The sequence below is a fragment of the Amycolatopsis sp. CB00013 genome (genome assembly GCF_001905755.1).
In the GTDB taxonomy this organism is placed as follows: Bacteria; Actinomycetota; Actinomycetes; order Mycobacteriales; family Pseudonocardiaceae; genus Amycolatopsis; species Amycolatopsis japonica.
Genome location: NZ_LIWC01000003.1, coordinates 754,233 through 777,585 on the forward strand (window position 1 = coordinate 754,233; position 23,353 = coordinate 777,585).

Sequence of the window (23,353 nt, forward strand, 5' to 3'; positions counted from 1 at the left end):
TCACCCGAGTGGCCCTAACCGAGTCGGATCAGAGCTTCGAGGCCTCCGCCGCGAACGCCTCGATCTTCCCGAAGTCCTTGGCGGCCAAGGCATCCTTCGGCGTCAGCCACGAACCGCCGATGCAGCCCACATTGGACAGCGCGAGATAGTCCGGTGCGGTCTTCACGGTGATCCCGCCGGTCGGGCAGAACTTCAGCCCGGGCAGCGGCCCGCCGATCGACTTCAGGTACGCCACGCCGCCACTGGCCTCGGCGGGGAAGAACTTCAGCGCGGTCAGCCCGCGTTCGGCGAGCCGCATCGCCTCCGAAACCGTGCTCGCGCCCGGCAGGAACGGCAGGCCGGTGTCGAACGCGGCGTCCAGCACGGCGTCCGTGCAGCCGGGGGTCACCAGGAACTTCGCACCGGCGTCGGCCGCCTGCTTGGCGTGTTCGGGCGCCGTGACGGTCCCGGCGCCGATGACGATCTCCGGGACCTCCGCGGCGATCCGCTCGATCGAGGCGAGTGCCGCCGGGGTGCGCAGGGTCAGCTCGATCACGCCGATCCCGCCCGCGAGCAGGGCCCGCGCGGTGGGCACGGCGTCGGCGGCGTCGTCGAGCACGACGACGGGCATCACGGGGGACAGGCCGAGCAGGTCGGCGCCGGTGGTCACTGGGTTACCTCCACAGGGGTCAACGTGTGCGCCGGAGCGCCGAAGTGTTCCGGCGTGAGCGGTCCGAACACGCTCGCGCCCTGATCGGCGGGGCCGACCGCGCGGCGCAGCGCCGCGAACAGCTCCCGGCCGGTGCCGGTCCAGGATGCCTCCGAAGGCGGGGAGTCCACCAGTTCACGGCGGGCGAGTTCTTCGTCACCCACGAGGACGTCGAGCGTCCCGGCCTTGGCGTCGAGGCGGACGACGTCGCCGTCGGCGATCCGCGCGATCGGGCCGCCCGCGGCGGCTTCCGGGGTCACCTGGATCGCCGCGGGGATCTTGCCGGACGCGCCCGACATCCGGCCGTCGGTGAGCAACGCCACCTGGTGCCCGCGGTCCATCAGCACCCCCAGCGCCGGGGTGAGCCCGTGCAGTTCCGGCATGCCGTTGGCCTGGGGACCCTGCTGCCGGATGACCACGACGACGTCGCGGTCCAGCTCGCCGGCCTCGAAAGCGTCCTTGAAGGACTTCTGGTCGGTGAAGACCCGCGCCGGGGCCTGCACGATCCGGTGTTCCGGCGCCACCGCGGACACCTTGATCACCGCGCGGCCGAGGTTGCCCGCGACCATCCGCAGCCCGCCGTCGGCGGCGAACGGCCGCCACGCGGGGCGCAGGACGTCCTCGTCGAGGCTGCGCGTCGGGACGTCGCGCCAGACCAGTTCGCCCTCGGAAAGGATCGGCTCCTGCCGGTAGCGGTGCAGGCCCGGTCCGGCGACGGTCTGGACGTCCTCGTGCAGCAGACCCGCGTCGAGCAGCGTGCCGACCAGGAACTGGATGCCCCCGGCGGCGTGGAAGTGGTTGATGTCCGCGCTGCCGTTCGGGTACACGCGGGCCAGCAGTGGGATCACCGACGACAGGTCGGAGAAGTCGTCCCAGGTCAGCTGGATGCCCGCGGCGGCGGCGATCGCGACGAGGTGCATCGTGTGGTTGGTCGAACCGCCCGTGGCGAGCAGCGCGATGACGCCGTTGACGACGGCCTTCTCGTCGATCACGCGCGAGACCGGTGTGTACTCCTCGCCGCGCGAGAGTTTCACGACGCGACGCCCGGCCTCTTCGGTGAGCACCCGCCGCAGCGGCGAGTTCGGCTGCACGAAGCTGGCGCCCGGCAGGTGCAGGCCCATCACCTCGACGACCATCTGGTTCGAGTTGGCCGTGCCGTAGAAGGTGCACGTCCCCGCCGAGTGGTACGAAGCCGCTTCGGCGTCCAGCAGGTCTTCGCGGGTCGCCTTGCCCTCGGCGTAGAGCTGGCGCACGCGCGCCTTCTCCTTGTTCGGCAGGCCGGAGTTCATCGGCCCGGCGGGCACGAGGATCGCCGGGAGGTGCCCGAAGGACAGCGCCCCGATCAGCAGGCCGGGCACGATCTTGTCGCAGACGCCGAGCAGCAGCGCCGCGTCGAACATGTCGTGGGACAGCGCGATCGCGGTCGACATCGCGATCACTTCGCGGCTGAACAGCGACAGCTCCATCCCCGGGCGGCCCTGGGTGACGCCGTCGCACATCGCGGGCACGCCGCCGGCGAACTGGGCGACGCCGCCCGCCTGGCGGACCGAGCCCTTCAGCAGCGCGGGGTACTCCTGCATCGGCTGGTGCGCCGAAAGCATGTCGTTGTAGGACGAGACGATCGCGACGCCCGGCGCCCGCGCGGCGCGCAGTGCCGCTTTGTCGACACCTTCCATCGCGGCGAAGCCGTGGGCGAGGTTGCTGCAGTCGAGGCCCCGCCGCACCGGCCCTTCCTCGTGGGCGGCGGCGACGCGCTCGAGATACGCGGCGCGGGTTTCGGCGCTGCGGGCGGCGACGCGTTCGGTGACTTCGGCGATGATGGGGTGGACGTTCGGGGCGGTGCTCATTGTCCGGCTCCGGATCACTGGTCGTGGTGGTCCGCGGGACGGCAACGCTGACGTCGCTGGGTCGTGACAGTGGCCACAGTAACCCAGGGGAAAGCCCGAATCAAAATCGATACAGAAGATCGACTCGCGTGACCTCCGTCACGTCACTAGGTTCCACTGTGCTACTTGTCACATTGCACAACGCGCGGCAGAGTCGAGACGGCGAGGAATCGCTTGCCTTCGAAGGCTCAAGCGGCCAACCGAACCGACCATCGGGAGGTACCGATGTCCACCACAGAGATCGCCGAGCTTCGGCGAGCCATCGGTCAGCTGAGGCAGTGCGTCGGCGCGCTGCGGTCCCGATACGGCGACGCCTCGGCGGTACGGCGCCTGGCGAACGACGTCGAGCGGCTCGACATCGACGCGACGGACCTCGACACGACCCCGAACGCGGTGCCCGCGCAGGCGAAGGCCGCCGATCGGGTCCAAGTTCCCGATACGCCCTACGACCCGGCGCTGTGGCAAGGCGCCGATGACGAAGGCGTCGGCGGCTACAAGCGCGACCAGCGGTGAGCGCCCCCGCCGGCAATGAGGCCGGACGGGGTACGGGGGTCCGCGCGCCGTCGCGGGCCCGGATCGCCGAAAAAACGCTGCGCACCGACCGATGGTGGCTGTCCCCGCTGCTGACCGTCCTCGGCCTCTCCGCCTTCATCATCTACGCGACGATCAGGTCCTTCGTGCGCACCGCGTACTGGGTGCCCGAGTACCACTACCTGACGCCGTTCTATTCGCCCTGTGTCTCGGAATCCTGCGTCGAAGGCTCCCGGCATTTCGGGGCCTGGATCGGCGAACTGCCGGGCTTCATCCCGCTCGGCTTCCTGGTCCTGCCGTTCCTGCTGGGCTTCCGGCTGACCTGCTACTACTACCGCAAGGCCTACTACCGGGCCGTCTGGTTCTCGCCGCCCGCCTGCGCGGTCGCCGAACCGCACGCGAAGTACACCGGGGAGACCCGGCTGCCGCTGATCATCCAGAACGCCCACCGCTACTTCTTCTACGTGGCCGTGGTCGTCTCGCTGGTCAACACCTACGACGCGATCACCGCCTTCCACGGCAAGACCGGCGGATTCGGTTTCGGGCTCGGCAACATCGTGCTGCTCGGCAACGTGATCCTGTTGTGGGCGTACACGTTGTCGTGCCACTCGTGCCGTCACGTGACCGGCGGCAGGCTCAAGCACTTCTCCAAACATCCGGTCCGCTACTGGATCTGGACCCAGGTGACGAAACTCAACACCCGCCACATGGCGCTGGCGTGGACGACGCTCGGCACGCTCGTGCTGACCGACCTCTACGTGATGCTCGTGGCGAGCGGTGCGATTTCGGATCTGCGGTTCATCAACTAGCGGCGCGGGAATCTCCCGTCCCCGGCGACAAGCTTCGAGGTGGCTCTTTTCATGACCGAGGTCGAACGGCTCAGCTACGACGTGGTGGTGATCGGTGCCGGCGGTGCCGGCCTCCGCGCGGTCATCGAAGCCCGTGAACGCGGCTTCAGCGTCGCGGTGGTGTGCAAATCGCTCTTCGGCAAGGCGCATACCGTGATGGCCGAAGGCGGCTGCGCGGCGTCGATGGGCAACGCGAATTCGAACGACAACTGGCAGGTGCACTTCCGCGACACCATGCGTGGCGGGAAGTTCCTCAACAACTGGCGGATGGCCGAACTCCACGCCAGGGAGGCGCCGGACCGGGTCTGGGAACTGGAGACCTACGGAGCGCTGTTCGACCGCACCGCCGACGGCCGGATCAGCCAGCGCAACTTCGGCGGGCACACGTACCCGCGGCTGGCGCACGTCGGCGACCGCACCGGGCTCGAACTGATCCGCACGATGCAGCAGAAAATCGTTTCGCTGCAACAAGAGGACTTCAAGGAGACCGGCGACTACGAGGCGAGGATCAAGGTCTTCGCCGAATGCACGATCACCGAGCTCCTGACCGAAGACGGCCGGATCTCCGGCGCCTTCGGGTATTGGCGCGAGAGCGGCCGGTTCATCCTGTTCGAGGCGCCGGCGGTGGTGCTGGCGACCGGCGGCATCGGGAAATCCTTCAAGGTCACCTCGAACTCGTGGGAGTACACCGGCGACGGGCACGCGCTGGCGTTGCGGGCCGGGGCGACGCTCATCAACATGGAGTTCGTCCAGTTCCACCCGACGGGCATGGTCTGGCCGCCGAGTGTGAAGGGGATCCTGGTCACCGAAGGCGTCCGAGGTGACGGCGGGGTCCTCAAGAACACCGAGGACAAGCGGTTCATGTTCGAGTACGTCCCCGACGTGTTCAAGGGGCAGTACGCGGACAGCGAAGAGGAAGCCGACCGCTGGTACACCGACCAGGAGAAGAACCGCCGCACGCCGGATCTGCTGCCGCGCGACGAGGTGGCGCGCGCGATCAACTCGGAGGTCAAGGCGGGCCGGGGATCGCCGCACGGCGGGGTCTTCCTCGACATCGCCAGCAGGCTGCCCGCGGAGGAGATCCGCAAACGGCTGCCGTCGATGTACCACCAGTTCAAGGAACTCGCCGACGTCGACATCACGAAGGAACCGATGGAGGTCGGCCCCACCTGTCACTACGTGATGGGCGGGATCGAGGTCGACCCGGACACCGCGTCGTCGAGCGTGCCGGGGTTGTTCGCCGCCGGCGAGTGCTCGGGCGGGATGCACGGCTCTAACCGGCTCGGCGGCAACTCGCTGTCGGATCTCCTGGTCTTCGGCCGCCGCGCGGGCCTCGGCGCCGCGTCCTACGTCGCGGACCTGAAGGACCGTCCGAAGGTCAGTCAGTCCGATGTGGACGCCGCCGCGGCGATGGCGCTCGCGCCGTTCGACCCGCCGGGTGACGGCGTCGAGGAGAACCCGTACAGCCTGCACACCGAACTGCAGCAGTCGATGAACGACCTGGTCGGCATCATCCGCAAGGCGGAGGAGATCGAGCGGGCGCTGGAGAAGCTCGGAGAACTGCGCGAGCGGATCAAGCGGGTCACCGTCGAAGGGCACCGGCAGTTCAACCCCGGCTGGCATCTCGCCGTCGACCTGCGGAACATGCTGATGGTCAGCGAATGCGTCGCCAGGGCCGCGCTCACCAGGACCGAGAGCCGGGGCGGGCACACGCGGGACGACCATCCGGGCATGGACGCCCAGTGGCGCAACAAACTCCTGGTCTGCTCGGCGACTCCGGGCGACAATCCGGTGGTGCCGGACATCGGCGTCGAGGTCAAGGCCCAGGTCCCGTTGCGGCAGGACCTGCTGGAGCTGTTCGAATTGTCTGAGCTCGGGAAGTACTACACCGACGAGGAACTGACTTCGCACCCCGGGAGTCCGGCATGAGCTACAAGGCGAGTTTCCGGGTCTGGCGCGGCGACGCCGATTCGGGTGAGCTGCAGGACTACAGCGTCGAGGTCAACGAGGGCGAGGTCGTCCTCGACATCATCCACCGGTTGCAGGCCACCCAGGCCTCGGATCTGGCGGTGCGGTGGAACTGCAAGGCGGGCAAATGCGGTTCGTGCTCGGCGGAGATCAACGGCAAGCCGCGGTTGCTGTGCATGACGCGGATGTCGACCTTCACCGAGGACGAGGTCATCACCGTGACGCCGATGCGGACGTTCCCGGTGATCCGCGACCTGGTGACCGACGTGTCGTTCAACTACACCAAGGCCCGCGAGATCCCGTCGTTCACGCCGCCCCCGGAGCTGAAGCCGGGGGAGTACCGGATGCAGCAGGTGGACGTCGAGCGCTCGCAGGAGTTCCGCAAGTGCATCGAATGCTTCCTGTGCCAGAACACCTGCCACGTGGTGCGTGACCACGAGGAGAACAAGGAGGCCTTCGCCGGGCCCCGGTACCTGATGCGGATCGCCGAACTCGAAATGCACCCCCTCGACGTCGCCGACCGGCGTGACGAGGCGCAGGAGGAGCACGGGCTCGGGTACTGCAACATCACCAAGTGCTGCTCGGACGTGTGCCCGGAGGGCATCCACATCACCGACAACGCGCTGATCCCGATGAAGGAACGCGTCGCGGACCGGAAGTACGACCCCATCGTGTGGCTGGGGAACAAACTGTTCCGGCGGGACGAGTAGCCATTCCTGGTGAGTGGCGAGGGCGGTCTGACCGTCCTCGCCATTCTCTTTAATCGGTTGCCGCCGCTCCCTTGCCTGTCGCACACTTACCGCACACACCGACCGAGGAGGACGCATGACACGACGTTGTTACGCCATGGTCCTTGGTATGGAAGAGAAACACGGCTCCACGCCGCCGTCCTAGCCGGACGTCGCGTACGCGGAGCCGCCCTTCGGGAAACCGAACCGGGCGGCTTTTTCTTTGCGGTGACCCTGATTTCTGGAACGAAGCAGTCCGGTGCGCGACGCGTGCCGGACTGTGTTCCAGGCCAAGGCGCGTTGGTCCAGCGGAATGGATACCGGGTTTTCACCCCGGTGACGTGGGTTCGACTCCCACACGCGCTACGCCCCGGCACGGCGGGGAAACCTGTTCCGTCGTACCGGTGCGGCGGTGTGGGGTCCGTGTGTCCCATACCGCCAGACGCGCACGGTCCGGCGACCGGCCGGGATTCATAGCCCCGGCCAGCCTGGCTCGACACCAGGGTGCGCGACTCAGCCCGTCTTGCGAGCGCTGTGCACGTCGCCGCTCTCGTGGCGGCGCAGGACGAGATCCTGGAAACCGTTGTCCCGCAGGCCTTCTTCCAGGTTGAGCCCGTTCGTGGCGACGACCACCAGCAGCCCGCCCGTCACCAGGCTCGCGGCGACGCGGCCGAGATGAGCCGGCGACTCCAGGAAGGCGACGACGACGTCGAAGGCGCCCATCACCGGCAGCCGGGCGATCTGGTGGACCTCGTACGAGATCCCGACCGGGTCGCGTTCCTCTTCGCGTTGCGCGGCCGCGATGGAGGCCTGATCCGCGTCGACACCGACCACGCGGCGCGCGCCCTCTCGCCGGAACAGGCGCGGATAGCGGCCATCGCCGCACCCGACGACCAGGACCGCCCTGCCCGCCAGGTCCGGCAGCGCTTCGAGCAGCGTCGCGGCCTGGTCCGCCATACGGCCGACGCTAGCCGAGCGGCTGCTGTCCCGACAGGACCAAGAGGCCTATCTCGCGTCGAGGTCCTGCCGGGCAGGATCGGGCGGGCCGGTGCTGCGGTCTACTTGAACTTGTACTGGGGCTCGGGAGTGGCTTGGACCACCGAGGTGCCAACCGGACAAACCGCATTGGAGTAGTAGCTGGAGGAGTATGTCTCGTAGTTCCCGAAAACTACCGCCCCGTTGCTGCACTTCGCTTGGGTTATGTAACCAGCGCTGTCGCTCGGCCCGGAGTCGCATTTGAAGCTGGCGACCCGCGGATAACTGTGGTCGTGGCAAACCTGGCCCTTGTATACGAATTCCACGGTTGCGGGGCTAGGATTTTCCGAGGCCAAGGCGGACCCGGTGGCGACCGTTGCGCTTGTTACGAGGGCAAGCATTGTCGCGGCTACGAGAATCCTGCGTGTCGAGGTCATGGTCTCCCCTTATGGCACCTGGATGGCACGACGCGAGTGCGCATGTATATGTGATGCGTGACAATCGCATGAATGGTCGAGCGACCCCTTTGTGCGGTTTCGTATTTCGCTCGATGGATCAACGCTAGCTCTAACTTGTTGTGCTGCCAAGATGATCGTCGTGGTTCACGCGTGTGGAGTAAGCGGGTGGATCTGGTGGCTTTCCTTGCAGGTGGAGGCGTTGACCGAGTGATCATCCGGATGGAGGTATGGGTGGATCCGTAGGGTGCGGTATTAGTTGAACTGCTTTCGTAATTCGGGCACTGAGGGGAGAGTCTTGTGATGTCTAAATCGTTCGGCACTGCATTGGCGACAATGGCGATGATCGCGGCGAGTGTTATTTCGGCGCCGACGGCAGATGCTTCTGCGGAAACGTTGCTCTGGTCCTGTGGTTCATCGTGGAATCCGTATGACCCGGAGCAAGGTAGTGGCGCGGCCTGGTCGTCGTGTTCGTCGGATGCGCCCGCGTCGCTGAGGCATCGCGTAGGTATCTGGTGCAACGGTAGCGGTCCCTGGTGGGGCGGATGGACCACAAAGGATCGCCTTTCGACGACTTATTGTTCCGGCGGAGAGCGTGCGACGAATTCCGCGGTGGATTTCTACTACTGATCCGAATTCGGTGATGCGGTACTGCCGCATCTTCGGCAAAGCGCGAGCACAGCAAGAGGCCCCGTCGCGCGCTGCGCGGCGGGGCCTCTTCCGGATTTCTGGACGGATCAGGCGGAGGCGGCGGCTCCCAGTCCGGTCTCCTCGGCCTTCTTCTCGTCCAGGTCGATGTGCTTCTTGCTGCGCCGGTTGCGCTTCTCCAGATACGTCGCCAGCGCCGTCAACAGCAGGCACAGGCAGATGTAGATACCGGTCGCGACCAGCGTCGACGGCACGATCGGCCGGCCGAACTCGCCCTGCGTGCCGATGTAGCGGGCGTAGTACAGCAGTTCCTGGAAGGTGATGATGAAGCCGAGCGCGGTGTCCTTCAGGAGCACCACCATCTGGCTGATGATCGTCGGCAGCATCGCCCGGATCGCCTGCGGCAGCAGGACGGTGAACATCACCTGGGTCTTGCGCATGCCGAGTGCGTACGCGGCTTCGGCCTGGCCCTTCGGCAGGGCCTGGATGCCGGCGCGGAAGACTTCCGCGAGCACCGAGCCGTTGTACAGCGTGAGGCCGAAGACCACACCGAGGAACGGCGTCATCGGGACGCCAACGGCCGGGAGGCCGAAGTAGAACAGGAACATCAGGATCAGCGCGGGGATGGCGCGGAAGAACTCCACGATCGCGCCGGAGATGCGCCGGATCCAGGCGTGGTCGGAGAGCCGTCCGGCCGCGAAGACCGCACCGAAGATCAGCGCGAGGACCGCTGCCGCCGCGAACGCGCGGAGCGTTTCCAGCACCGCGTTCAGCAGGTCGATCTGGACCTGCTGGTACTGGAGCCATTCCCATTTGCGCGCGGTGAACTGGCCGGTGTCGTAGAACCGGTAGACGACGAAGGCGATGAACGCGGCGATGGCGAGGACGCCGATGACCGCGTAGATGCGGTGGCGCATCCGCGCCTTGGGGCCGGGGACGTCGAACAGGACACTGCTCATCGGGCCACGCTCCAGCGCTTCTCCAGGCTCCGCTGGATGAGAGAAAGGACGGCGACGAGGATGATGAAGCCCAGGGCGACCCACAGCAGGCCGATCAACTGGTTGTCACCTCGCTCCGAGAGGTACGACCGGATCGCCCCGGCCTCGGCGACCGAGAAGCCCGCGGCGATCGTGGTGTTCTTCAGCAACGCGATCAGGGTGCTGATCAGCGGCGGCGCCACGGAGCGCAGCGCCTGCGGCAGGACGATCTGGCCGAGGATCTGACCGAACGTCAGTCCCAGCGCGCGCCCGGCCTCGGCCTGGCCGACCGGGACCGTGTTGATACCGGACCGGACGACCTCGCAGATGAACGCCGAGGTGTACACGATCAGCGCGACGACCGCGGCGGTGAAGAAGCTGAGCTTGACGATTTCGAGCAGGGGGTACGCGAACACGAAGAACGCGAACACCAGCGTCAGCGGGGTGTTGCGGATGAGGGTCACATAGGTCGTTCCCGCCGCGCGGAACGCCAGGACCGGACTCACCCGCAGCATCGCCAGGATCGTGCCGAGGATCAGGCTGCCGACCGCCGACCAGAGGAACAGTTCGATCGTGGTGAGGAAGAACGGACCGTAGAGATCCAGGTTGTCGAGCAGGACGTTCATGGAGCCTTTCCCCGCTGCCGTCGACTGGAGGTGGGTGTGGAGCGGCCGGTGAACCCGTCACGGGTCCACCGGCCGCTGGTTACATCAGTACTTCTGCAGGGTGGGCTTCTGCGCCGCCGAACCCGACTTGCCGAGGGTGGCGTCGTAGATCTTCTGCCAGGTGCCGTCGTCCAGCGCCTTCTGCAGGGTGTCGTTGATCTTGTCGCGAAGGACCTTGTCGTCCTTCTTCAGACCGATGCCGTACGGCTCCTTCGAGAAGGTCTTGCCGACGACCTTGAAGCTGTCGGAGTCCTCCGAAGCGAAGCCCTTCAGGATCGCGTCGTCGGTGGTGACCGCGTCGACCTCCTTGGTGCTGAGCTTCTCGACGCACTGCGAGTACTTCTGGAACTCGACGATGTTGCCGGGCTCGGTCAGGTTCTGCTCGCGGACGCGCTGGATCGGGGTCGAGCCGGTGACCGAGCAGACCTTCTTGCCCTTCAAGGTCTCCGGGCCGGTGATCGTCGTCTCGTCCTTACGCACCAGCAGGTCCTGGCCGGCCTCGAAGTACGGGCCGGCGAAGGAGATCTGCGCCTTGCGCTTGTCGTTGATCGTGTAGGTGCCGACGTAGTAGTCGACGTCGCCGTTCACGATGGCCTGCTCACGGGCACCCGAGTCGACCGTCTTGAAGGTGATCTTGTCTTCGCCGAAGCCGAGGCTCGCGGCGACGAGCTTCGCGATTTCGATGTCGAAACCGGTGAACTTGCCGCTCGTCGGGTCCTTCTTGCCCAGACCAGGCTGGTCGTCCTTGGCGCCAAGGGTCAGCTTGCCCGCGGCCTTGATCTTCGCGAAGACCGGGGAGCCCGCGAGGTCGACGTTCGACGCCACCGTGTACTGGGGCAGCTGGGCACCGGCGTTCGCGCCTTCGGAGCTGCCGCCCGGCGAGCTGGGCGTGCCTTCCTTGCCACAAGCGGTCAGTGCGAGACTGCCGACGAGCAGACCCACCGCAAGGGTGCGGATCCTCATGTGAACCTCTCCTGTTTCTTCCGTGATGCGGCACGAGCCCGCGCCGCGGAAACGCTTAGTGGGTCAGGATCTTGCCGAGGAAGTCCTTGGCGCGATCCGTCTTCGGCTTGGTGAAGAAGTCGTCCGGGGTGGAGTCCTCGACGATCTCGCCGTCGGACATGAACACCACCCGGTTCGCCGCGCGCCGCGCGAAGCCCATCTCGTGGGTGACGACGAGCATCGTCATCCCGTCCTTGGCGAGCGTGGTCATCACGTCGAGGACCTCTTGGACCATCTCCGGGTCCAGCGCCGAGGTCGGCTCGTCGAACAGCATCACCTTGGGGCGCATGGCCAGCGCGCGGGCGATCGCCACACGCTGCTGCTGCCCGCCGGAAAGCTGGGCGGGGTACTTGTCGGCCTGGTTGGCGATGCCGACACGTTCGAGCAGGTCCATCGCGGTCTTGCGGGCTTCGGCCGAGTTGACCTTGCGGACCTTCATCGGCGCGAGCATGACGTTCTCGACGATCGTCTTGTGCGCGAACAGGTTGAACGACTGGAACACCATGCCGACGTCGGCGCGCAGCGCGGCCAGCGCCTTCCCTTCGGCGGGCAGCGGAACACCGTCCACCGCGATCTCGCCGGAGTTGATGGGTTCCAGCCGGTTGATCGCCCGGCACAGCGTCGACTTGCCAGACCCGGACGGCCCGAGCACGACCACGACCTGCCCACGCGGCACCTCGAGGTTGATCTCCTTGAGCACGTGCAGGTCGCCGAAGTACTTGTTCACGGCGGCCGCCTTGATCATCGGCGCCGCCACCTCCGCGGTCATCTGGCCTCCAGGAGCGTTCGTTTGCAGGGGACTGCGGGGTCAGGCACCACGCGATGGCGGAAACCTACTCCCGTCGGACCGCTTGTAAAGACGGCTTGACCAATACTTAGGGTTTCAAGTCCGTATCGTTCTCAAGCCACCGGACGGCCCGATCCGCCGCCGTCCGGCGCTGATCAGCCTAGACAAGCCGGGGGTATCCCGTAACCGGGGTCACACAAGATCTGTGACGCATCGTGACCATTACCGCGTGCAGCGGGTCCCTCACAGGGCCATCCGGCCCAGCGGTACGGGCAGCGCGAGTGGTGACTCACCCCATAGAGTCGTTCCTCAAGTCGTCGCGGTGCGGGGACGGCGTGAAAGGGAAACACGGGTGCGGGTACTGCTGGTGGAGGACGACGACCGGGTCGCGGGTGCCTTGACGCCCGCGCTGACCCGGCGCGGCCTGACGATCAAACGCCTGGCCTCCGGCGCCGGGGTGCTCGATCTGGTGCACGAGGTCGACGTCGTGCTGCTCGACCTGGGGCTCCCCGATATCGACGGGATCGTGCTGTGCCGCCGGATCCGCGCGGTCAGCGACGTCGCGGTGATCGTCGTTTCGGCGCGGGGCGAGGTCGACGACCGGATCCAGGGCCTGCGGTCCGGCGCCGACGACTATCTGGTGAAGCCCTACGACGTCGACGAGCTGGTCGCCCGCGTCGAGGCCGTGCGCCGTCGCCGCGGGGAGCGGCCCGCCGCGCCCGAACCGGCGGGCGTCATCCGGGCGGGTGATGTCTCCGTCGATATCGGGCGCCATGAGGTGCAGGTCGACGGACAGCCGGTTTCGTTGTCCCGCAAGGAATTCCAGGTGCTCGCGCTGGTGGTCACCGCCCGTGGCGCGGTCTGCGCCCGTGACCACGTGCTGAACGAGGTCTGGGGCCATCGTGGTCCCGCGGAGAGCCGGTCGCTCGACGTCCACGTCGCCACCCTGCGGACCAAACTCGGCAGGCCCGCGCTGATCGAGACCGTCCGCGGCGTCGGGTACCGCCTCGGCGGCGCCTACGGCCCGGCCGAGGAGGGCTGAGCCGGTGCGCGTCCGGCTCCAGGCGATCGTGCTGACGCTGGTCGCGGCGCTCGTGTTCGGCCTCGGCATCCCGCTCTCGCTCAGCGTGGCGGCCAGTGCGCAGCTCGACCTCTTCCTCGACCGGCTCACCGACACCTCCCGGTTCGCGTCGCTGGCCCAGCGCCCGCTGGTGGAGAACCGGCCGGACCTGATCGAGGACGAACTCCGCCGCTACACCGAGGTCTACGGGGTGCCGGTGGCGATCGTCGACCAGGACGGCGAATCCGTCGCCGGAGGGCCGGGCGAGACGGCCGGGATCGACCTCAAGGACCCCGTCATCGCCTCGCATCTGCAGCAGGCGCTGGCCGGGCGGCGTTCGGAACCCGGTCCGCTGCTGCTGCCGTGGTCCACCGAGCCGCTGGTGCTGGCCGAGCCGATCCTGATCGACGGCGAGGTGCGGGGCGCGGTGATCACCGTCTCCTCGACGGACAAGGCCCGCACCGCGCTGCTGTGGTGGTGGCTGCTCATCGCGGCGGGCGCGGTGCTGGCGTTCGGGCTCGCGTTGCTGGTCGCGGTGCCGGTGGTGCGCTGGATCCTGCGCCCGGTCCGCCGGCTGGACGATGCCACCGGCGAACTGGTCGCCTCCGTGGTCAGCGGCCGCGAGGTCAAACGGGTGGGGGAGACGGGCGGTCCGCCGGAACTGCGGCAGCTCGAACGCTCCTTCGACCGGATGGCCGCCAGCGTCGACGAGGCTCTCTCCGCGCAGCGCGCGTTCGTCGCCGACGCCTCCCACCAGCTGCGGAACCCGTTGACCGCGTTGAAGATCCGGCTCGGCAACCTCGACGGGCACGTCGACGACGACCTGGCCGCGGCCGATCTCGAAGCCGCCCTCGTCGATGCGCGACGGCTCAACCAGATCCTCGACGAGCTCCTTTCGCTGGCCAGGGCCGAATCCTCGGGCGGCGAACTGGTGCCGGTCGGCCTCGACGAGATGGTGGGCGCACGGGTCGCCGACTGGACCGTCGTCGGCGCGGCACGCGACATCACCCTGGTCGCGTCCGGGCTGGGCGGCGGGCTGAGGGTGCTCACGCCTGCGCGCGGCCTCGAAGTGGTCCTCGACGCGCTGCTGGACAACGCGCTCAAGTTCACCGAGCCGGGGACCGAGGTGCGGGTCGACGTCACCACCGCGGACGGGAAGGTGGACATCGCCGTCCGCGACCACGGCCCCGGCCTGCGCGACGACGAACTGGACCGCGCGGCGGACCGGTTCTGGCGCAGTACCGCGCATCAGAACGTGCCCGGCTCCGGCCTCGGCCTGGCGATCGTCACCGAGATCCTGGCCAGATCGGACGGTTCGCTGCGGCTCGGTTCACCCGAAGGCGGCGGTCTGCAGGTGACGGTGACCCTGCCCTTGAACGGTGCTAGTCCTTGAGTGACCGGAAGTAGCGCAGCGCCCCCGGATGCAGCGGCAGGGGAGCGGTCTCGATGGCGGGGTGGACGTCGATCGACAACGCCGCGCCCGCCGCCTTGACCAGCTGGTCCCGCGCGTCGAACAGCCCGCGTACCAGCGCCTCGGCGACGTCGTCCCGCATCGACGTGGGCACCACCAGGAAGTTCGGCAGCACGAGCGTGGTCACCGGCGAGGGCAGGTTGTAGGCGGTCACCGGGATGGTCGCGGTCCGGTACACCGGGCTGGTGGCGCGTAGCGCGTCCGCGAGGTCGGTGATGTCGAGCAGCCGCAGGCCGACCGTGTGCACCTTCTCGGTGATCGACGGCGTCGGCAGGCCACCCGACCAGATGACGGCGTCGATCTGCCGGTTCTCCAGCGCGGGCAGCGCCTCGGGAAGGCCCAGGTTGCGCCGGTCGATCGCGCCGGTCAGCCCGGACGCCTTCAGCAGCTGCTTCGACAGGAACTCGACCCCCGAGTCCGGCGAGCCGATCGCGACCTTGCGGCCGCGCAACTGCGCGAACGACTTGATCGACGAGTCGGCCCGCACGATGACGTGCAGGTAGTCGTCGTGCACGCGGGCCAGCGCGGCCAGGCCGGCGCTCTTGTCGGCGGCGGCGACGTCGGCGGCCACGAACGCGACGTCGGCCTTCCCCGCGCGCACCCGGTCGACGTTGTCCGGGGAGCCGTGCGTCTCCTGGATCTCGGGCCGCTCGGTGTCCAGCTGAGCGGCCCACGCGTCGGCCAGCGCCTCGGCCAGTTTGTCGTAGACGCCGCCGTTGAGCCCCGCCGCGATCCGCACCTTCGTCCCGGACAGATCGGGTCCGCACCCGGTGACCAGGGCACAGACCACGGCGATCACCGCCGCCAGCACCCCTGGTCTCCTCATGAGGGTCGATCGTGCCATGGAACCCCGCCCGCGTACCCTCGAAGGCGAGATGAGCGCGCGCACTTACCAGATCCGCACCTTCGGCTGCCAGATGAACGTGCATGACTCCGAACGTCTTGCCGGGCAGCTCGAGGACGCCGGCTACGTTCCGGGTGACGGCGAGGCCACACCCGACCTGATCGTGTTCAACACCTGCGCGGTGCGGGAGAACGCGGACAACAAGCTGTACGGCACCCTCGGTCATCTGCGCCCGCAGAAGACCGCGAAGCCGGACATGCAGATCGCCGTCGGGGGCTGCCTCGCGCAGAAGGACCGCGGCGAGATCGTCAAGCGCGCGCCCTGGGTGGACGTCGTCTTCGGCACGCACAACATCGGCTCGCTGCCGACGCTGCTGGAGCGCGCGCGGCACAACGCCGAGGCCGAGGTCGAGATCCTCGAATCGCTCGAGACCTTCCCTTCGACGCTCCCGGCGAAGCGCGACTCGGCGTACGCGGGCTGGGTGTCGATTTCGGTGGGCTGCAACAACACCTGCACGTTCTGCATCGTCCCGGCGCTGCGCGGCAAGGAACGCGACCGCCGTCCCGGCGAGATCCTGGCCGAGGTCGAGGCGCTCGTCGCCGAAGGCGTGCTGGAAGTGACCCTGCTCGGCCAGAACGTGAACTCCTACGGCGTCGAATTCGGCGACCGGCTCGCGTTCGGGAAGCTGCTGCGCGCCTGCGGTTCGGTGGACGGGCTGGAGCGGGTCCGGTTCACCTCGCCGCATCCGGCGGCGTTCACCGAGGACGTCATCGACGCGATGGCCGAGACGCCGAACGTGTGCCACCAGCTGCACATGCCGCTGCAGTCCGGTTCGGACCGGGTGCTGCGCGAGATGAAGCGGTCCTACCGTTCGGCGCGGTACCTCAAGCTCCTCGACCGCGTGCGCGAGTCCATGCCCGACGCCGCGATCACCACCGACATCATCGTCGGTTTCCCCGGCGAGACCGAGGAAGACTTCCAGGCGACGCTCGACGTCGTCGCGCAGGCGCGGTTCTCCAGCGCGTTCACCTTCCAGTACTCGATCCGGCCGGGCACGCCCGCCGCCGAGATGGACGGGCAGCTGCCGAAGGAGGTCGTGCAGGAGCGCTACGAGCGGCTCGTGAAACTGCAGAACGACATCTCCTGGGACGAGAACAAGAAGATCGTCGGACGGCGGGTCGAGCTGCTGGTGGCCTCCGGCGAGGGCCGCAAGGACACCGAGACGCAGCGCATGAGCGGCCGCGCCCGTGACGGCAGGCTCGTCCACTTCACGCCGACGGGGCCGCTCGTGGACCGCCTGGTGCGGCCGGGCGACGTCGTCGAGACCGTGGTGACCTACGGCGCGCCGCACCACCTCGTCGCCGACGGTGACCTGCTGTCGCACCGCCGCACCAAGGCGGGGGACAACTCCGAGGCCGGGCTGCGGCCGAAGACCAACGGCGTGACGCTGGGCCTGCCGGGCTTCGGCGCCCCGGCCGTCACGCCGGAACCGGTGAGCGGGTGTGCACTGTGACCGAACCGAAGATCGACGAACTCGCCGCCGAGATCGACGAGGTCGGTGAGCGCGCGGCCAAGACGATCGAGCTGGGCAGGCGCGGGTTCTCCATCGCCGTGCTGGTGTTCGTGCTGCTGATCGCTCAGCTGCTGCCCTGGGTCGGCGAGCACGCCGGCTGGGAGGTGCTGCTCGGCCGGGGCGGCGGGATCCCGCAGCTGTTCGCCGCGACCTCCACCGGGATCGGGGTCTTCGTCGGCGCCGTCGCGCTGGTGACCCGGCGCTGGTGGCTGGCCTGGGTCTGCGCCGCGGGCGGCTGGTTCGCCTCCGTCGACGGGATGCTCGCGATCTGGTCCCAGCAGTCCTCGCACGCGACCGGCGCGGCCGGTGGCGGTCCGGGCTTCGGGCTGATCGTCGCCTGGATCGCCACCGTCGCGCTGGCCATCTACTGGATGCGTGCGGCCTTCTCCCGCAGCTAGCCGACCCGCAGGGTGAGGTTGCTGGACGTGTACGCGCTCGCGTAGAGCGTGGTTTCGGGGTGGTAGGCCCGCAGCGTGATCACCGCGCTGAAGGAGAAGCTCAGCTTCAGCGAGAACGTCGAGTTGGGCCGGCAGGTCGTGTCGGCGATGTTCACCCACACGCTGCCCTGAAGCTGCTGCACGATGATCGCTTCGAGGCTGTCGGCCGCGTCGCCGCCTTCTTGAGCCTGCAGAGTCCCCTTGAGGGTGACCTTTTCGTTGACCTTCGCCTGCTTCTTGCTGAGCGAGGCGTCGAGTTTGACCTTCTTCTTGCCCGCTTCGGCAGAGACCGGGGCCGGTGCCGGGGCGGCCGTCGCCGACGCGGCCGGGGCGAGCCCGGCCACCAGAGCACAACTGATCGCCAGGGCGGCGAACGCCCGGCGTACTGGGGGAATCAGTGTCTGGTTCATGATCGAAGTCGACCACGGTTGAGCGCGGAGAGCGCCCGAATACGCACGAAGGTGCTAGGCGTCCCTCCACAGTGGAGTGACGCGCGCGCCCGCCCCCGAACGCCATGAAAGGTCCTTTCCTTGCGAAATTTGCAAGGAAAGGACCTTTCATGGCACTACAGGACGCCGAAGACCTACCGGTCCGCGATGGCCGCTTCCGCCGCCTCGAGCCACTCACGCCACTGCGCGGCCTGCTCGTCCGCCTTTTTCGCGCGCCGCTCGTCGCCCGCCGCACGGGCCTTGGCCGCCTGCGACTCGAACTGCTCGACCCGCTCGCGGAACTGCGCCGCCCTGGCCTGCGCCTCCGGGTCGGTCCGCCGCCACTTGCTGTCCTCGGCCGACTTGATCGCGTCCTGCACGGCCTTCAGGCGCCCGTCCAGCTCACGGATGCGCTCGCGCGGGACCTTGCCGATCTCGTCCCACTGGTCCTGGATGCGGCGCATGTGCTGCTTCGCCGCCTCCAGGTTCGCGGCGGGGTCGATCTTCTCGGCCTCGACGAGGAGTTCTTCCTTCTGCTGCGCGTTGGTCGCGAACTCGGCGTCCCGCTCGGAGAACACCGCGGACCGCCGGGCGAAGAACTTGTCCTGCGCGGCGCGGAACCGCTGCCAGAGCGCCTCGTCGCTGTCCTTGGGGGCGCGGCCGGCGGCCTTCCACTCGGTCATCAGGTCCTTGTAGCGACCCGCCGTCTCGCCCCAGTCCGACGACTCCGAGAGCGATTCGGCCTCGGCGATCAGCTCTTCCTTGCGGTGCTTGGCTCCCGCGCGCTGCTTGTCGAGCTCGGCGAAATGCGAGCCGCGGCGGCGGTTGAACGCCTCACGGGCCTTGGAGAACCGCTTCCACAGCTCGTCGTCGGTCTTGCGGTCGACGCCCTTGACGGTCTTCCACTCGTCCAGGATCGCGCGCAGACGGTCGCCCGCGGCCTTCCACTGGGTCGACTCGGCGGCGAGCTTCTCGGCCTCGTCGGCGAGGGCCTGCTTGCGGACGACGGCGGCCGCGCGGGCCTCCTCGCGCTCCTGCTTGGCCGAGGCCAGCGCCTTCTCGGCGTGGGCGATGACCTGCTCGATGCGGCCGTTCAGGGCGGCGATGTCGCCGACGACGGCGGCTTCGGCGAGGCCGTCACGCAGCTGTGTCGCCGTCGCCAGCGCGTGCTTGGGGTCGCCGGCGCCGGACTCCAGCCGGGTCTCCAGCAGTTCGACCTCGGTGCGCAGGTCGTCGAAGCGGCGCGCGTAGTGGAGCAGACCCTCGTCCGGGCTCCCGGCCTGCCAGACACCGACCGCGCGCTCGCCGTCGGCCGTGGTGACGTAGACCGTTCCTTCTTCGTCGACCCTGCCCCAAGCGGACGGGCTGGGCTCGGCGGGCGGCACGGGGGGTGCGGGATGCCCGCCACCGAGCGCGTGCGGTACCGGGTGCGGTGCCGGGGTACCGGTGGACGTGTTCTCCTGGGCCATCGCAGGCTCCTTATCGCCTGTACGCCCGCTGGCGCGGGCGCCCCGCCTAGCGGCGGGGCCGGGTAATGCGTTGCCGTCTTGCTTCGGGGGCATCAACCCCTTGCGGCATTCAAGCAGCTCAGCGTCCACCGTGGAACCGGATGAACCACCAGAGGGCAGTGATCCTACTTCCGGAGGACCCTCCGTGTCGGTCGGTTGCGGGTGGTAGGTGGCGGGGAAGGTAACGTCGGCGGCCGTGATCCGCCGTGTCGCCGTGCTCCCGCAACCCCCGCTGCTCATCCCCGAACTGGCCGCCGGAGCGGCGGACGAGTGCGCCGAGCTGCGCGAAGCCTGCCTCGCCGCGGCGAGGCGCCTGACCAGTGCTTCGCCGGACTGGGTCGTCATCGGCGCGGCCACCGGCGCCCCCGAGGTGCCGGAACACGCGAGCGGGTCGTTCCGCGGTTTCGGCGTCGACCTCGGCGTCTCACTCAGCCGGGTGACGGCCCCCGAAACCGAGCTGCCGTTGCCCGCGCTCATCGCCGGCTGGCTTCGCGAGCAAGGCGGCGCGTCATCGGTCCGCGTCCATCTCGTGGATCCCGCCACCCCCTCCGGCCAGTGCGAACAGTTCGCCCAAGTGGTGGGCGACCACCCCGCCGTGCTCGTGCTCGGCGACGGTTCGAGCAGGCACGGCCCCCGTTCCCCCGGAGGTGAGGACGCGCGCGCCGAGGGTTTCGACGCCGGGGTCCGCGACGCCCTGGCCAAGGCCGACACGGGAGCACTGGCCGCGCTCGACCCAGCCTTGGCCGCCGAACTCGGGGCCGGTGGCCGCGCGCCCTGGCAGGTCCTCGCCGGTCTGGCGGACGGGGACTGGACCGCCGAGGTCCTCTACTCGGCCGCGCCGTTCGGCGTCGGCTACCACGTCGCGGTCTGGGAACGCGCGTGATCCGGCCGGTCGCGGTTGTCGGGCCCACGGCGACCGGGAAGACCGCGCTGGCGGTCGAACTCGCCCTCACCCTCGGGGGTGAGGTGGTCAACGCGGACGCGTTGCAGCTCTACCGGGGGATGGACATCGGGACGGCCAAGGCGACCGTCGAGGAGCGGCGAGGCGTGCCGCATCACCTGCTCGACGTCCTCGACGTCACCGAGACCGCCTCCGTCGCCGCGTACCAGCGCGATGCGCGTCAGCGCGTCGAGGAACTCCTCGACGCCGGTCGCGTGCCGATCCTCACCGGCGGGTCCGGTCTGTACGTCCAAGCCGTGCTCGACGATCTCAAGTTCCCGGGTACCGATCCGGACGTGCGCGCCCGGCTGACCGCCGAGACCGACGAAATCGGCGTCGCCGCGATGCACGCCCGGCTCACGGAACTGGACCCCGTCGCCGCCACGGCCATCCTGCCGACCAACGGCCGCCGGATCGTGCGCGCGCTGGAGGTCATCGAGATCACCGGCGAACCGTTCTCGGCGAACCTGCCGAAACCGGGGCCCGCGCGCTACGACACCGTCCTGATCGGCATCGACCGCGATCCGGCGGAACTCGACACCCGCGTCGACCGCCGCGTGGAGCTCATGTTCGAAGGCGGACTCGTCGACGAGGTCCGGACGTTGCTGGGCCAAGGACTCCGTGACGGGCTCACCGCGTCGAGGGCGCTGGGCTACCAACAGGTGATCGCCGCGCTCGACGGCGACGGCGACTTCCCGGCCGCGTCGGCGGCCACCGCACAGGCCACCCGGAGGTTCGTGCGGAGACAACGTTCCTGGTTCCGGCGGGACAAGCGCATCCGGTGGTTCGACGGCGGTTCGGAGCGGCTGGCCGAGCGCGTCCTCGAAGCGGTGGCCCAGTAATCTTGGGGCCATGGGCGGCATCGAATTCCTCAAGGGACACGGCACACAGAACGATTTCGTGCTGCTTCCCGACCCTGACGGCCGCCTCGAGCTGACCGAAGCGCGGGTGGCCGCGTTGTGCGACCGCCGGCGCGGTCTCGGTGCCGACGGTGTGCTGCGCATCGTGCGCTCGGCGGCGCTGGGCGTGGAGGCTGAAGGTTCGGCGGGCGAATGGTTCATGGACTACCGCAACGCCGACGGATCCATCGCGGAGATGTGCGGCAACGGCGTCCGGGTCTTCGTCCGTCACCTCGTCGATTCCGGGCTCGTTTCCGAACGCGAGTTCGTCATCGGCACCCGCGCCGGCGACCGGCCGGTGCGGATGCACGCCGACGGCTCGGTGACCGTGCAGATGGGACCGGCGGCGATCACCGGCACCTCGGTCACCGTGGTCGCGGGCAAGCCGTTCTCCGGGGTCGCGGTGAACGTCGGCAACCCGCACCTGGTGTCGGTCGTCGACGACGACGTCGACGTGCTCGATCTGCGCGACCAGCCCGATTTCGACTCCGACGTGTTCCCCGACGGCGTGAACCTCGAGTTCATCAACCTGCTGGGCGACGACGCGCTGAAGATGCGCGTCCACGAACGAGGCGTCGGCGAGACGCGGTCCTGCGGCACCGGCACGGTCGCCGCGGTCGCCGCCGCCCTGCACCTCGCGGGCACCGACGCCGGTGAGGCGACCGTCGACATCCCCGGCGGCCGCGTGGTGGTCGAGATCCGCCGCGGCGGATCCACGCTGACCGGCCCGGCGGAGATCGTCGCCCGCGGGGAACTCGACGAAGCCTGGTGGGCGGGGCTCGGTTAGCCGACCGCGATCGGCTCCTTGGGAAGGTCGCGAAGCTTCCGGATCGGGGAGAAGACCACCCACAGCACCGCGGCCGACTCTCCGATCGCGACGAACCAGAGCGTCCCCCGGATCCCGATCGCCTCACCCAGCACGCCGCCGATCAGCCCGCCCAGCGGCAGCATCCCCCACACCACGAAACGCACACTGGCGTTCATGCGGCCGAGCAGCCGGTCCGGGCAGACGGCCTGCCGGTAGGACACCTGCGCGACGTTGTAGACGATGATCCCGAACCCCGCGATCGCCAGCGCCGCGGGGAACAGCACGATCCGCCAGCCCGGCGCGGCGAGCGGCAGCAGCAGCTGGAACGGCCACGTCAGCAGCGGGACGAACCAGATCGACCGCGCCTGCCCGATCCGCCGGGTGATGCGCCCGGCCAGGATCGCCCCGATGATCCCGCCCACGCCGCCGGTCGCGAGGACGACACCGACGACCGCCGGTGACAGGCCCAGTTCCCGGTTCAGGAACAGGATCTCCACCGCGGTGAAGGCGCCGTTGAACAGGTTCGCGGTCGCGGTGCAGGCGACGATCGAGCGCAGGGCGGCGTCGGTGAAGACGAATCGCAGTCCCTCGGCGATCTGGGGGAGGAGCTTCGCCTCTTCGTGTTGCTCGGGCACCTCTTCGACGGTGCGGATCCGCAGCAGGCACAGCGCCGAGGTCAGGAAACCCACCCCGGTCATCAGCACGGCGTTGGCCGCGCCCGCCAGCTGCACGAGCCCGCCGCCGATGCCCGGGCCGGTCAGGAACGCGACCGACTGGCTCGCCTGGAGTTTCGCGTTGCCCTCGAGGAGATGCTCGCGGCCGACCAGTGACGGCAGATACGACTGGTAGGCGACGTCGAAGAACACCGTCGCGACGCCGACGAGCGTGGCGACGATGATCAGCTGCGTCAGCGACAGGACTCCCGCCCACCACGCGAGTGGAACGGTGAACAGCAACGCCGCGCGGACGAAGTCGGCTCGCAGCATCAAGACCCGGCGGCGCATCCGGTCGACCCACACCCCGGCCGGCAGCCCGATGATCAGGAACGCGATGGTCTCGGCCGCGGTCAGCAGCCCCATCTGGAACGGTGTCGCGGCCAGCACGGTGGCCGCGAGCAGGGGAATCACGGTGTGACCGGCGAAAGCACCCACCTGGCTGGCCGTGTCACCCGCCCAGAGCCGCCGGAAGTCCGCGTGGAAGAAGAGGGAGTCTCTGCGCACGACGCCA

The 23,353-nt window shown here is 68.7% G+C and carries 22 protein-coding genes and 1 tRNA gene; 12 read left to right on the top strand and 11 right to left on the bottom strand.

The window, feature by feature from the left end:
• Positions 1-28: 28 nt before the first annotated feature.
• Both eda and edd read right to left on the bottom strand, forming a co-directional pair.
• On the bottom strand, positions 29-649 hold the full coding sequence (gene eda, locus AMK34_RS23080; protein WP_016332712.1) for a bifunctional 4-hydroxy-2-oxoglutarate aldolase/2-dehydro-3-deoxy-phosphogluconate aldolase: 621 nt from the start codon (positions 647-649) through the stop codon (positions 29-31).
• The gene (gene edd / locus AMK34_RS23085) at positions 646-2,535 is read right to left on the bottom strand and encodes a phosphogluconate dehydratase (RefSeq protein WP_073846759.1); all 1,890 of its coding nucleotides are present in this window, start codon (positions 2,533-2,535) and stop codon (positions 646-648) included. Before edd ends, eda begins: the two co-directional genes overlap by 4 nt.
• 264 nt (positions 2,536-2,799) lie before the next feature.
• Here edd and AMK34_RS23090 point away from each other — a divergent pair, with 264 nt between their 5' ends.
• From AMK34_RS23090 to AMK34_RS23110, 5 genes are all read left to right on the top strand, one after another.
• On the top strand, positions 2,800-3,087 hold the full coding sequence (locus AMK34_RS23090) for a hypothetical protein (RefSeq protein ID WP_016332714.1): 288 nt from the start codon (positions 2,800-2,802) through the stop codon (positions 3,085-3,087).
• Complete coding sequence (locus AMK34_RS23095; RefSeq protein WP_073846760.1) at positions 3,084-3,914, top strand: hypothetical protein; 831 nt, start codon at positions 3,084-3,086, stop codon at positions 3,912-3,914. The genes AMK34_RS23090 and AMK34_RS23095 overlap by 4 nt, the downstream gene beginning before the upstream one ends.
• 51 nt (positions 3,915-3,965) lie before the next feature.
• Complete coding sequence (locus AMK34_RS23100; RefSeq protein WP_073846761.1) at positions 3,966-5,882, top strand: fumarate reductase/succinate dehydrogenase flavoprotein subunit; 1,917 nt, start codon at positions 3,966-3,968, stop codon at positions 5,880-5,882.
• On the top strand, positions 5,879-6,631 hold the full coding sequence (locus AMK34_RS23105) for a succinate dehydrogenase/fumarate reductase iron-sulfur subunit (RefSeq protein WP_073846762.1): 753 nt from the start codon (positions 5,879-5,881) through the stop codon (positions 6,629-6,631). The genes AMK34_RS23100 and AMK34_RS23105 overlap by 4 nt, the downstream gene beginning before the upstream one ends.
• 312 nt (positions 6,632-6,943) lie before the next feature.
• A tRNA-Glu gene (locus AMK34_RS23110) sits at positions 6,944-7,015 on the top strand.
• A 147-nt stretch (positions 7,016-7,162) separates the two neighbouring features.
• Here the strand turns inward: AMK34_RS23110 and AMK34_RS23115 are convergent.
• The 5 genes from AMK34_RS23115 to AMK34_RS23140 form a co-directional block, all read right to left on the bottom strand.
• Positions 7,163-7,606, bottom strand: a complete 444-nt coding sequence (locus tag AMK34_RS23115; RefSeq protein WP_073846763.1) for a class I SAM-dependent methyltransferase — start codon at positions 7,604-7,606, stop codon at positions 7,163-7,165.
• Between the two features lie 1,210 nt (positions 7,607-8,816).
• Positions 8,817-9,686, bottom strand: a complete 870-nt coding sequence (locus tag AMK34_RS23125; protein ID WP_038516341.1) for an amino acid ABC transporter permease — start codon at positions 9,684-9,686, stop codon at positions 8,817-8,819.
• On the bottom strand, positions 9,683-10,330 hold the full coding sequence (locus AMK34_RS23130) for an amino acid ABC transporter permease (RefSeq protein WP_038516338.1): 648 nt from the start codon (positions 10,328-10,330) through the stop codon (positions 9,683-9,685). Before AMK34_RS23130 ends, AMK34_RS23125 begins: the two co-directional genes overlap by 4 nt.
• Positions 10,331-10,414: 84 nt before the next feature.
• Entirely contained in the window at positions 10,415-11,332 is a 918-nt protein-coding gene (locus tag AMK34_RS23135) for a glutamate ABC transporter substrate-binding protein (RefSeq protein ID WP_073846765.1), read from the bottom strand.
• 55 nt (positions 11,333-11,387) lie between these two features.
• Positions 11,388-12,116, bottom strand: coding sequence for an amino acid ABC transporter ATP-binding protein (locus AMK34_RS23140; protein ID WP_007029281.1), 729 nt, complete (start codon positions 12,114-12,116; stop codon positions 11,388-11,390).
• A gap of 394 nt (positions 12,117-12,510) precedes the next feature.
• Here AMK34_RS23140 and AMK34_RS23145 point away from each other — a divergent pair, with 394 nt between their 5' ends.
• Both AMK34_RS23145 and AMK34_RS23150 read left to right on the top strand, forming a co-directional pair.
• Positions 12,511-13,200 carry a response regulator transcription factor gene (locus AMK34_RS23145; RefSeq protein ID WP_038516335.1) on the top strand — a complete coding sequence of 230 codons (690 nt, stop codon included), beginning with the start codon at positions 12,511-12,513 and terminating at the stop codon, positions 13,198-13,200.
• A gap of 4 nt (positions 13,201-13,204) precedes the next feature.
• Positions 13,205-14,611 (top strand): sensor histidine kinase, encoded by a 1,407-nt coding sequence (locus tag AMK34_RS23150; protein WP_038516332.1) that lies wholly within the window; start codon positions 13,205-13,207, stop codon positions 14,609-14,611.
• Here AMK34_RS23150 and AMK34_RS23155 read toward each other — a convergent pair.
• Positions 14,601-15,515 carry a TAXI family TRAP transporter solute-binding subunit gene (locus AMK34_RS23155; protein ID WP_038516329.1) on the bottom strand — a complete coding sequence of 305 codons (915 nt, stop codon included), beginning with the start codon at positions 15,513-15,515 and terminating at the stop codon, positions 14,601-14,603. The two genes, AMK34_RS23150 and AMK34_RS23155, sit on opposite strands and share 11 nt — an antisense overlap.
• A 16-nt stretch (positions 15,516-15,531) precedes the next feature.
• On the opposite strand from AMK34_RS23155, the gene miaB reads away from it, so the two are divergent.
• Together miaB and AMK34_RS23165 are read left to right on the top strand one after the other, a co-directional pair.
• Positions 15,532-17,046, top strand: a complete 1,515-nt coding sequence (gene miaB, locus AMK34_RS23160; protein ID WP_198941722.1) for a tRNA (N6-isopentenyl adenosine(37)-C2)-methylthiotransferase MiaB — start codon at positions 15,532-15,534, stop codon at positions 17,044-17,046.
• Positions 17,043-17,504, top strand: coding sequence for an Rv2732c family membrane protein (locus AMK34_RS23165; RefSeq protein ID WP_038516326.1), 462 nt, complete (start codon positions 17,043-17,045; stop codon positions 17,502-17,504). The genes miaB and AMK34_RS23165 overlap by 4 nt, the downstream gene beginning before the upstream one ends.
• Here AMK34_RS23165 and AMK34_RS23170 read toward each other — a convergent pair.
• Both AMK34_RS23170 and AMK34_RS23175 read right to left on the bottom strand, forming a co-directional pair.
• Positions 17,501-17,953, bottom strand: a complete 453-nt coding sequence (locus AMK34_RS23170) for a hypothetical protein (protein ID WP_038516323.1) — start codon at positions 17,951-17,953, stop codon at positions 17,501-17,503. The genes AMK34_RS23165 and AMK34_RS23170 overlap by 4 nt on opposite strands.
• A gap of 173 nt (positions 17,954-18,126) precedes the next feature.
• Positions 18,127-19,440 carry a DUF349 domain-containing protein gene (locus AMK34_RS23175; protein ID WP_037343278.1) on the bottom strand — a complete coding sequence of 438 codons (1,314 nt, stop codon included), beginning with the start codon at positions 19,438-19,440 and terminating at the stop codon, positions 18,127-18,129.
• A gap of 235 nt (positions 19,441-19,675) precedes the next feature.
• Between AMK34_RS23175 and AMK34_RS23180 the strand changes: the two genes are divergently transcribed.
• The 3 genes from AMK34_RS23180 to dapF are packed head-to-tail and all read left to right on the top strand — an operon-like array spanning position 19,676 to position 22,105.
• Positions 19,676-20,362, top strand: a complete 687-nt coding sequence (locus AMK34_RS23180) for a class III extradiol dioxygenase subunit B-like domain-containing protein (protein WP_073846766.1) — start codon at positions 19,676-19,678, stop codon at positions 20,360-20,362.
• Positions 20,359-21,261 carry a tRNA (adenosine(37)-N6)-dimethylallyltransferase MiaA gene (gene miaA, locus AMK34_RS23185; protein ID WP_198941724.1) on the top strand — a complete coding sequence of 301 codons (903 nt, stop codon included), beginning with the start codon at positions 20,359-20,361 and terminating at the stop codon, positions 21,259-21,261. The genes AMK34_RS23180 and miaA overlap by 4 nt, the downstream gene beginning before the upstream one ends.
• 10 nt (positions 21,262-21,271) lie before the next feature.
• Entirely contained in the window at positions 21,272-22,105 is an 834-nt protein-coding gene (gene dapF, locus AMK34_RS23190) for a diaminopimelate epimerase (protein WP_073846767.1), read from the top strand.
• On the opposite strand, the gene AMK34_RS23195 is transcribed toward dapF, so the two are convergent.
• On the bottom strand, positions 22,102-23,346 hold the full coding sequence (locus AMK34_RS23195) for an MFS transporter (protein WP_073846768.1): 1,245 nt from the start codon (positions 23,344-23,346) through the stop codon (positions 22,102-22,104). The genes dapF and AMK34_RS23195 overlap by 4 nt on opposite strands.
• Positions 23,347-23,353 lie beyond the last annotated feature (7 nt).

What these genes read in the sequence shown, in the direction of transcription:
- edd (WP_073846759.1), bottom strand. Translation starts at nt 2,535, where the DNA reads ATGAGCACCGCCCCGAACGTCCACCCCATCATCGCCGAAGTCACCGAA.
- AMK34_RS23090 (WP_016332714.1), top strand. Translation starts at nt 2,800, where the DNA reads ATGTCCACCACAGAGATCGCCGAGCTTCGGCGAGCCATCGGTCAGCTG.
- AMK34_RS23100 (WP_073846761.1), top strand. Translation starts at nt 3,966, where the DNA reads ATGACCGAGGTCGAACGGCTCAGCTACGACGTGGTGGTGATCGGTGCC.
- AMK34_RS23105 (WP_073846762.1), top strand. Translation starts at nt 5,879, where the DNA reads ATGAGCTACAAGGCGAGTTTCCGGGTCTGGCGCGGCGACGCCGATTCG.
- AMK34_RS23115 (WP_073846763.1), bottom strand. Translation starts at nt 7,606, where the DNA reads ATGGCGGACCAGGCCGCGACGCTGCTCGAAGCGCTGCCGGACCTGGCG.
- AMK34_RS23125 (WP_038516341.1), bottom strand. Translation starts at nt 9,686, where the DNA reads ATGAGCAGTGTCCTGTTCGACGTCCCCGGCCCCAAGGCGCGGATGCGC.
- AMK34_RS23130 (WP_038516338.1), bottom strand. Translation starts at nt 10,330, where the DNA reads ATGAACGTCCTGCTCGACAACCTGGATCTCTACGGTCCGTTCTTCCTC.
- AMK34_RS23135 (WP_073846765.1), bottom strand. Translation starts at nt 11,332, where the DNA reads ATGAGGATCCGCACCCTTGCGGTGGGTCTGCTCGTCGGCAGTCTCGCA.
- AMK34_RS23140 (WP_007029281.1), bottom strand. Translation starts at nt 12,116, where the DNA reads ATGATCAAGGCGGCCGCCGTGAACAAGTACTTCGGCGACCTGCACGTG.
- AMK34_RS23155 (WP_038516329.1), bottom strand. Translation starts at nt 15,515, where the DNA reads ATGAGGAGACCAGGGGTGCTGGCGGCGGTGATCGCCGTGGTCTGTGCC.
- miaB (WP_198941722.1), top strand. Translation starts at nt 15,532, where the DNA reads ATGGAACCCCGCCCGCGTACCCTCGAAGGCGAGATGAGCGCGCGCACT.
- AMK34_RS23170 (WP_038516323.1), bottom strand. Translation starts at nt 17,953, where the DNA reads ATGAACCAGACACTGATTCCCCCAGTACGCCGGGCGTTCGCCGCCCTG.
- AMK34_RS23175 (WP_037343278.1), bottom strand. Translation starts at nt 19,440, where the DNA reads ATGGCCCAGGAGAACACGTCCACCGGTACCCCGGCACCGCACCCGGTA.
- dapF (WP_073846767.1), top strand. Translation starts at nt 21,272, where the DNA reads ATGGGCGGCATCGAATTCCTCAAGGGACACGGCACACAGAACGATTTC.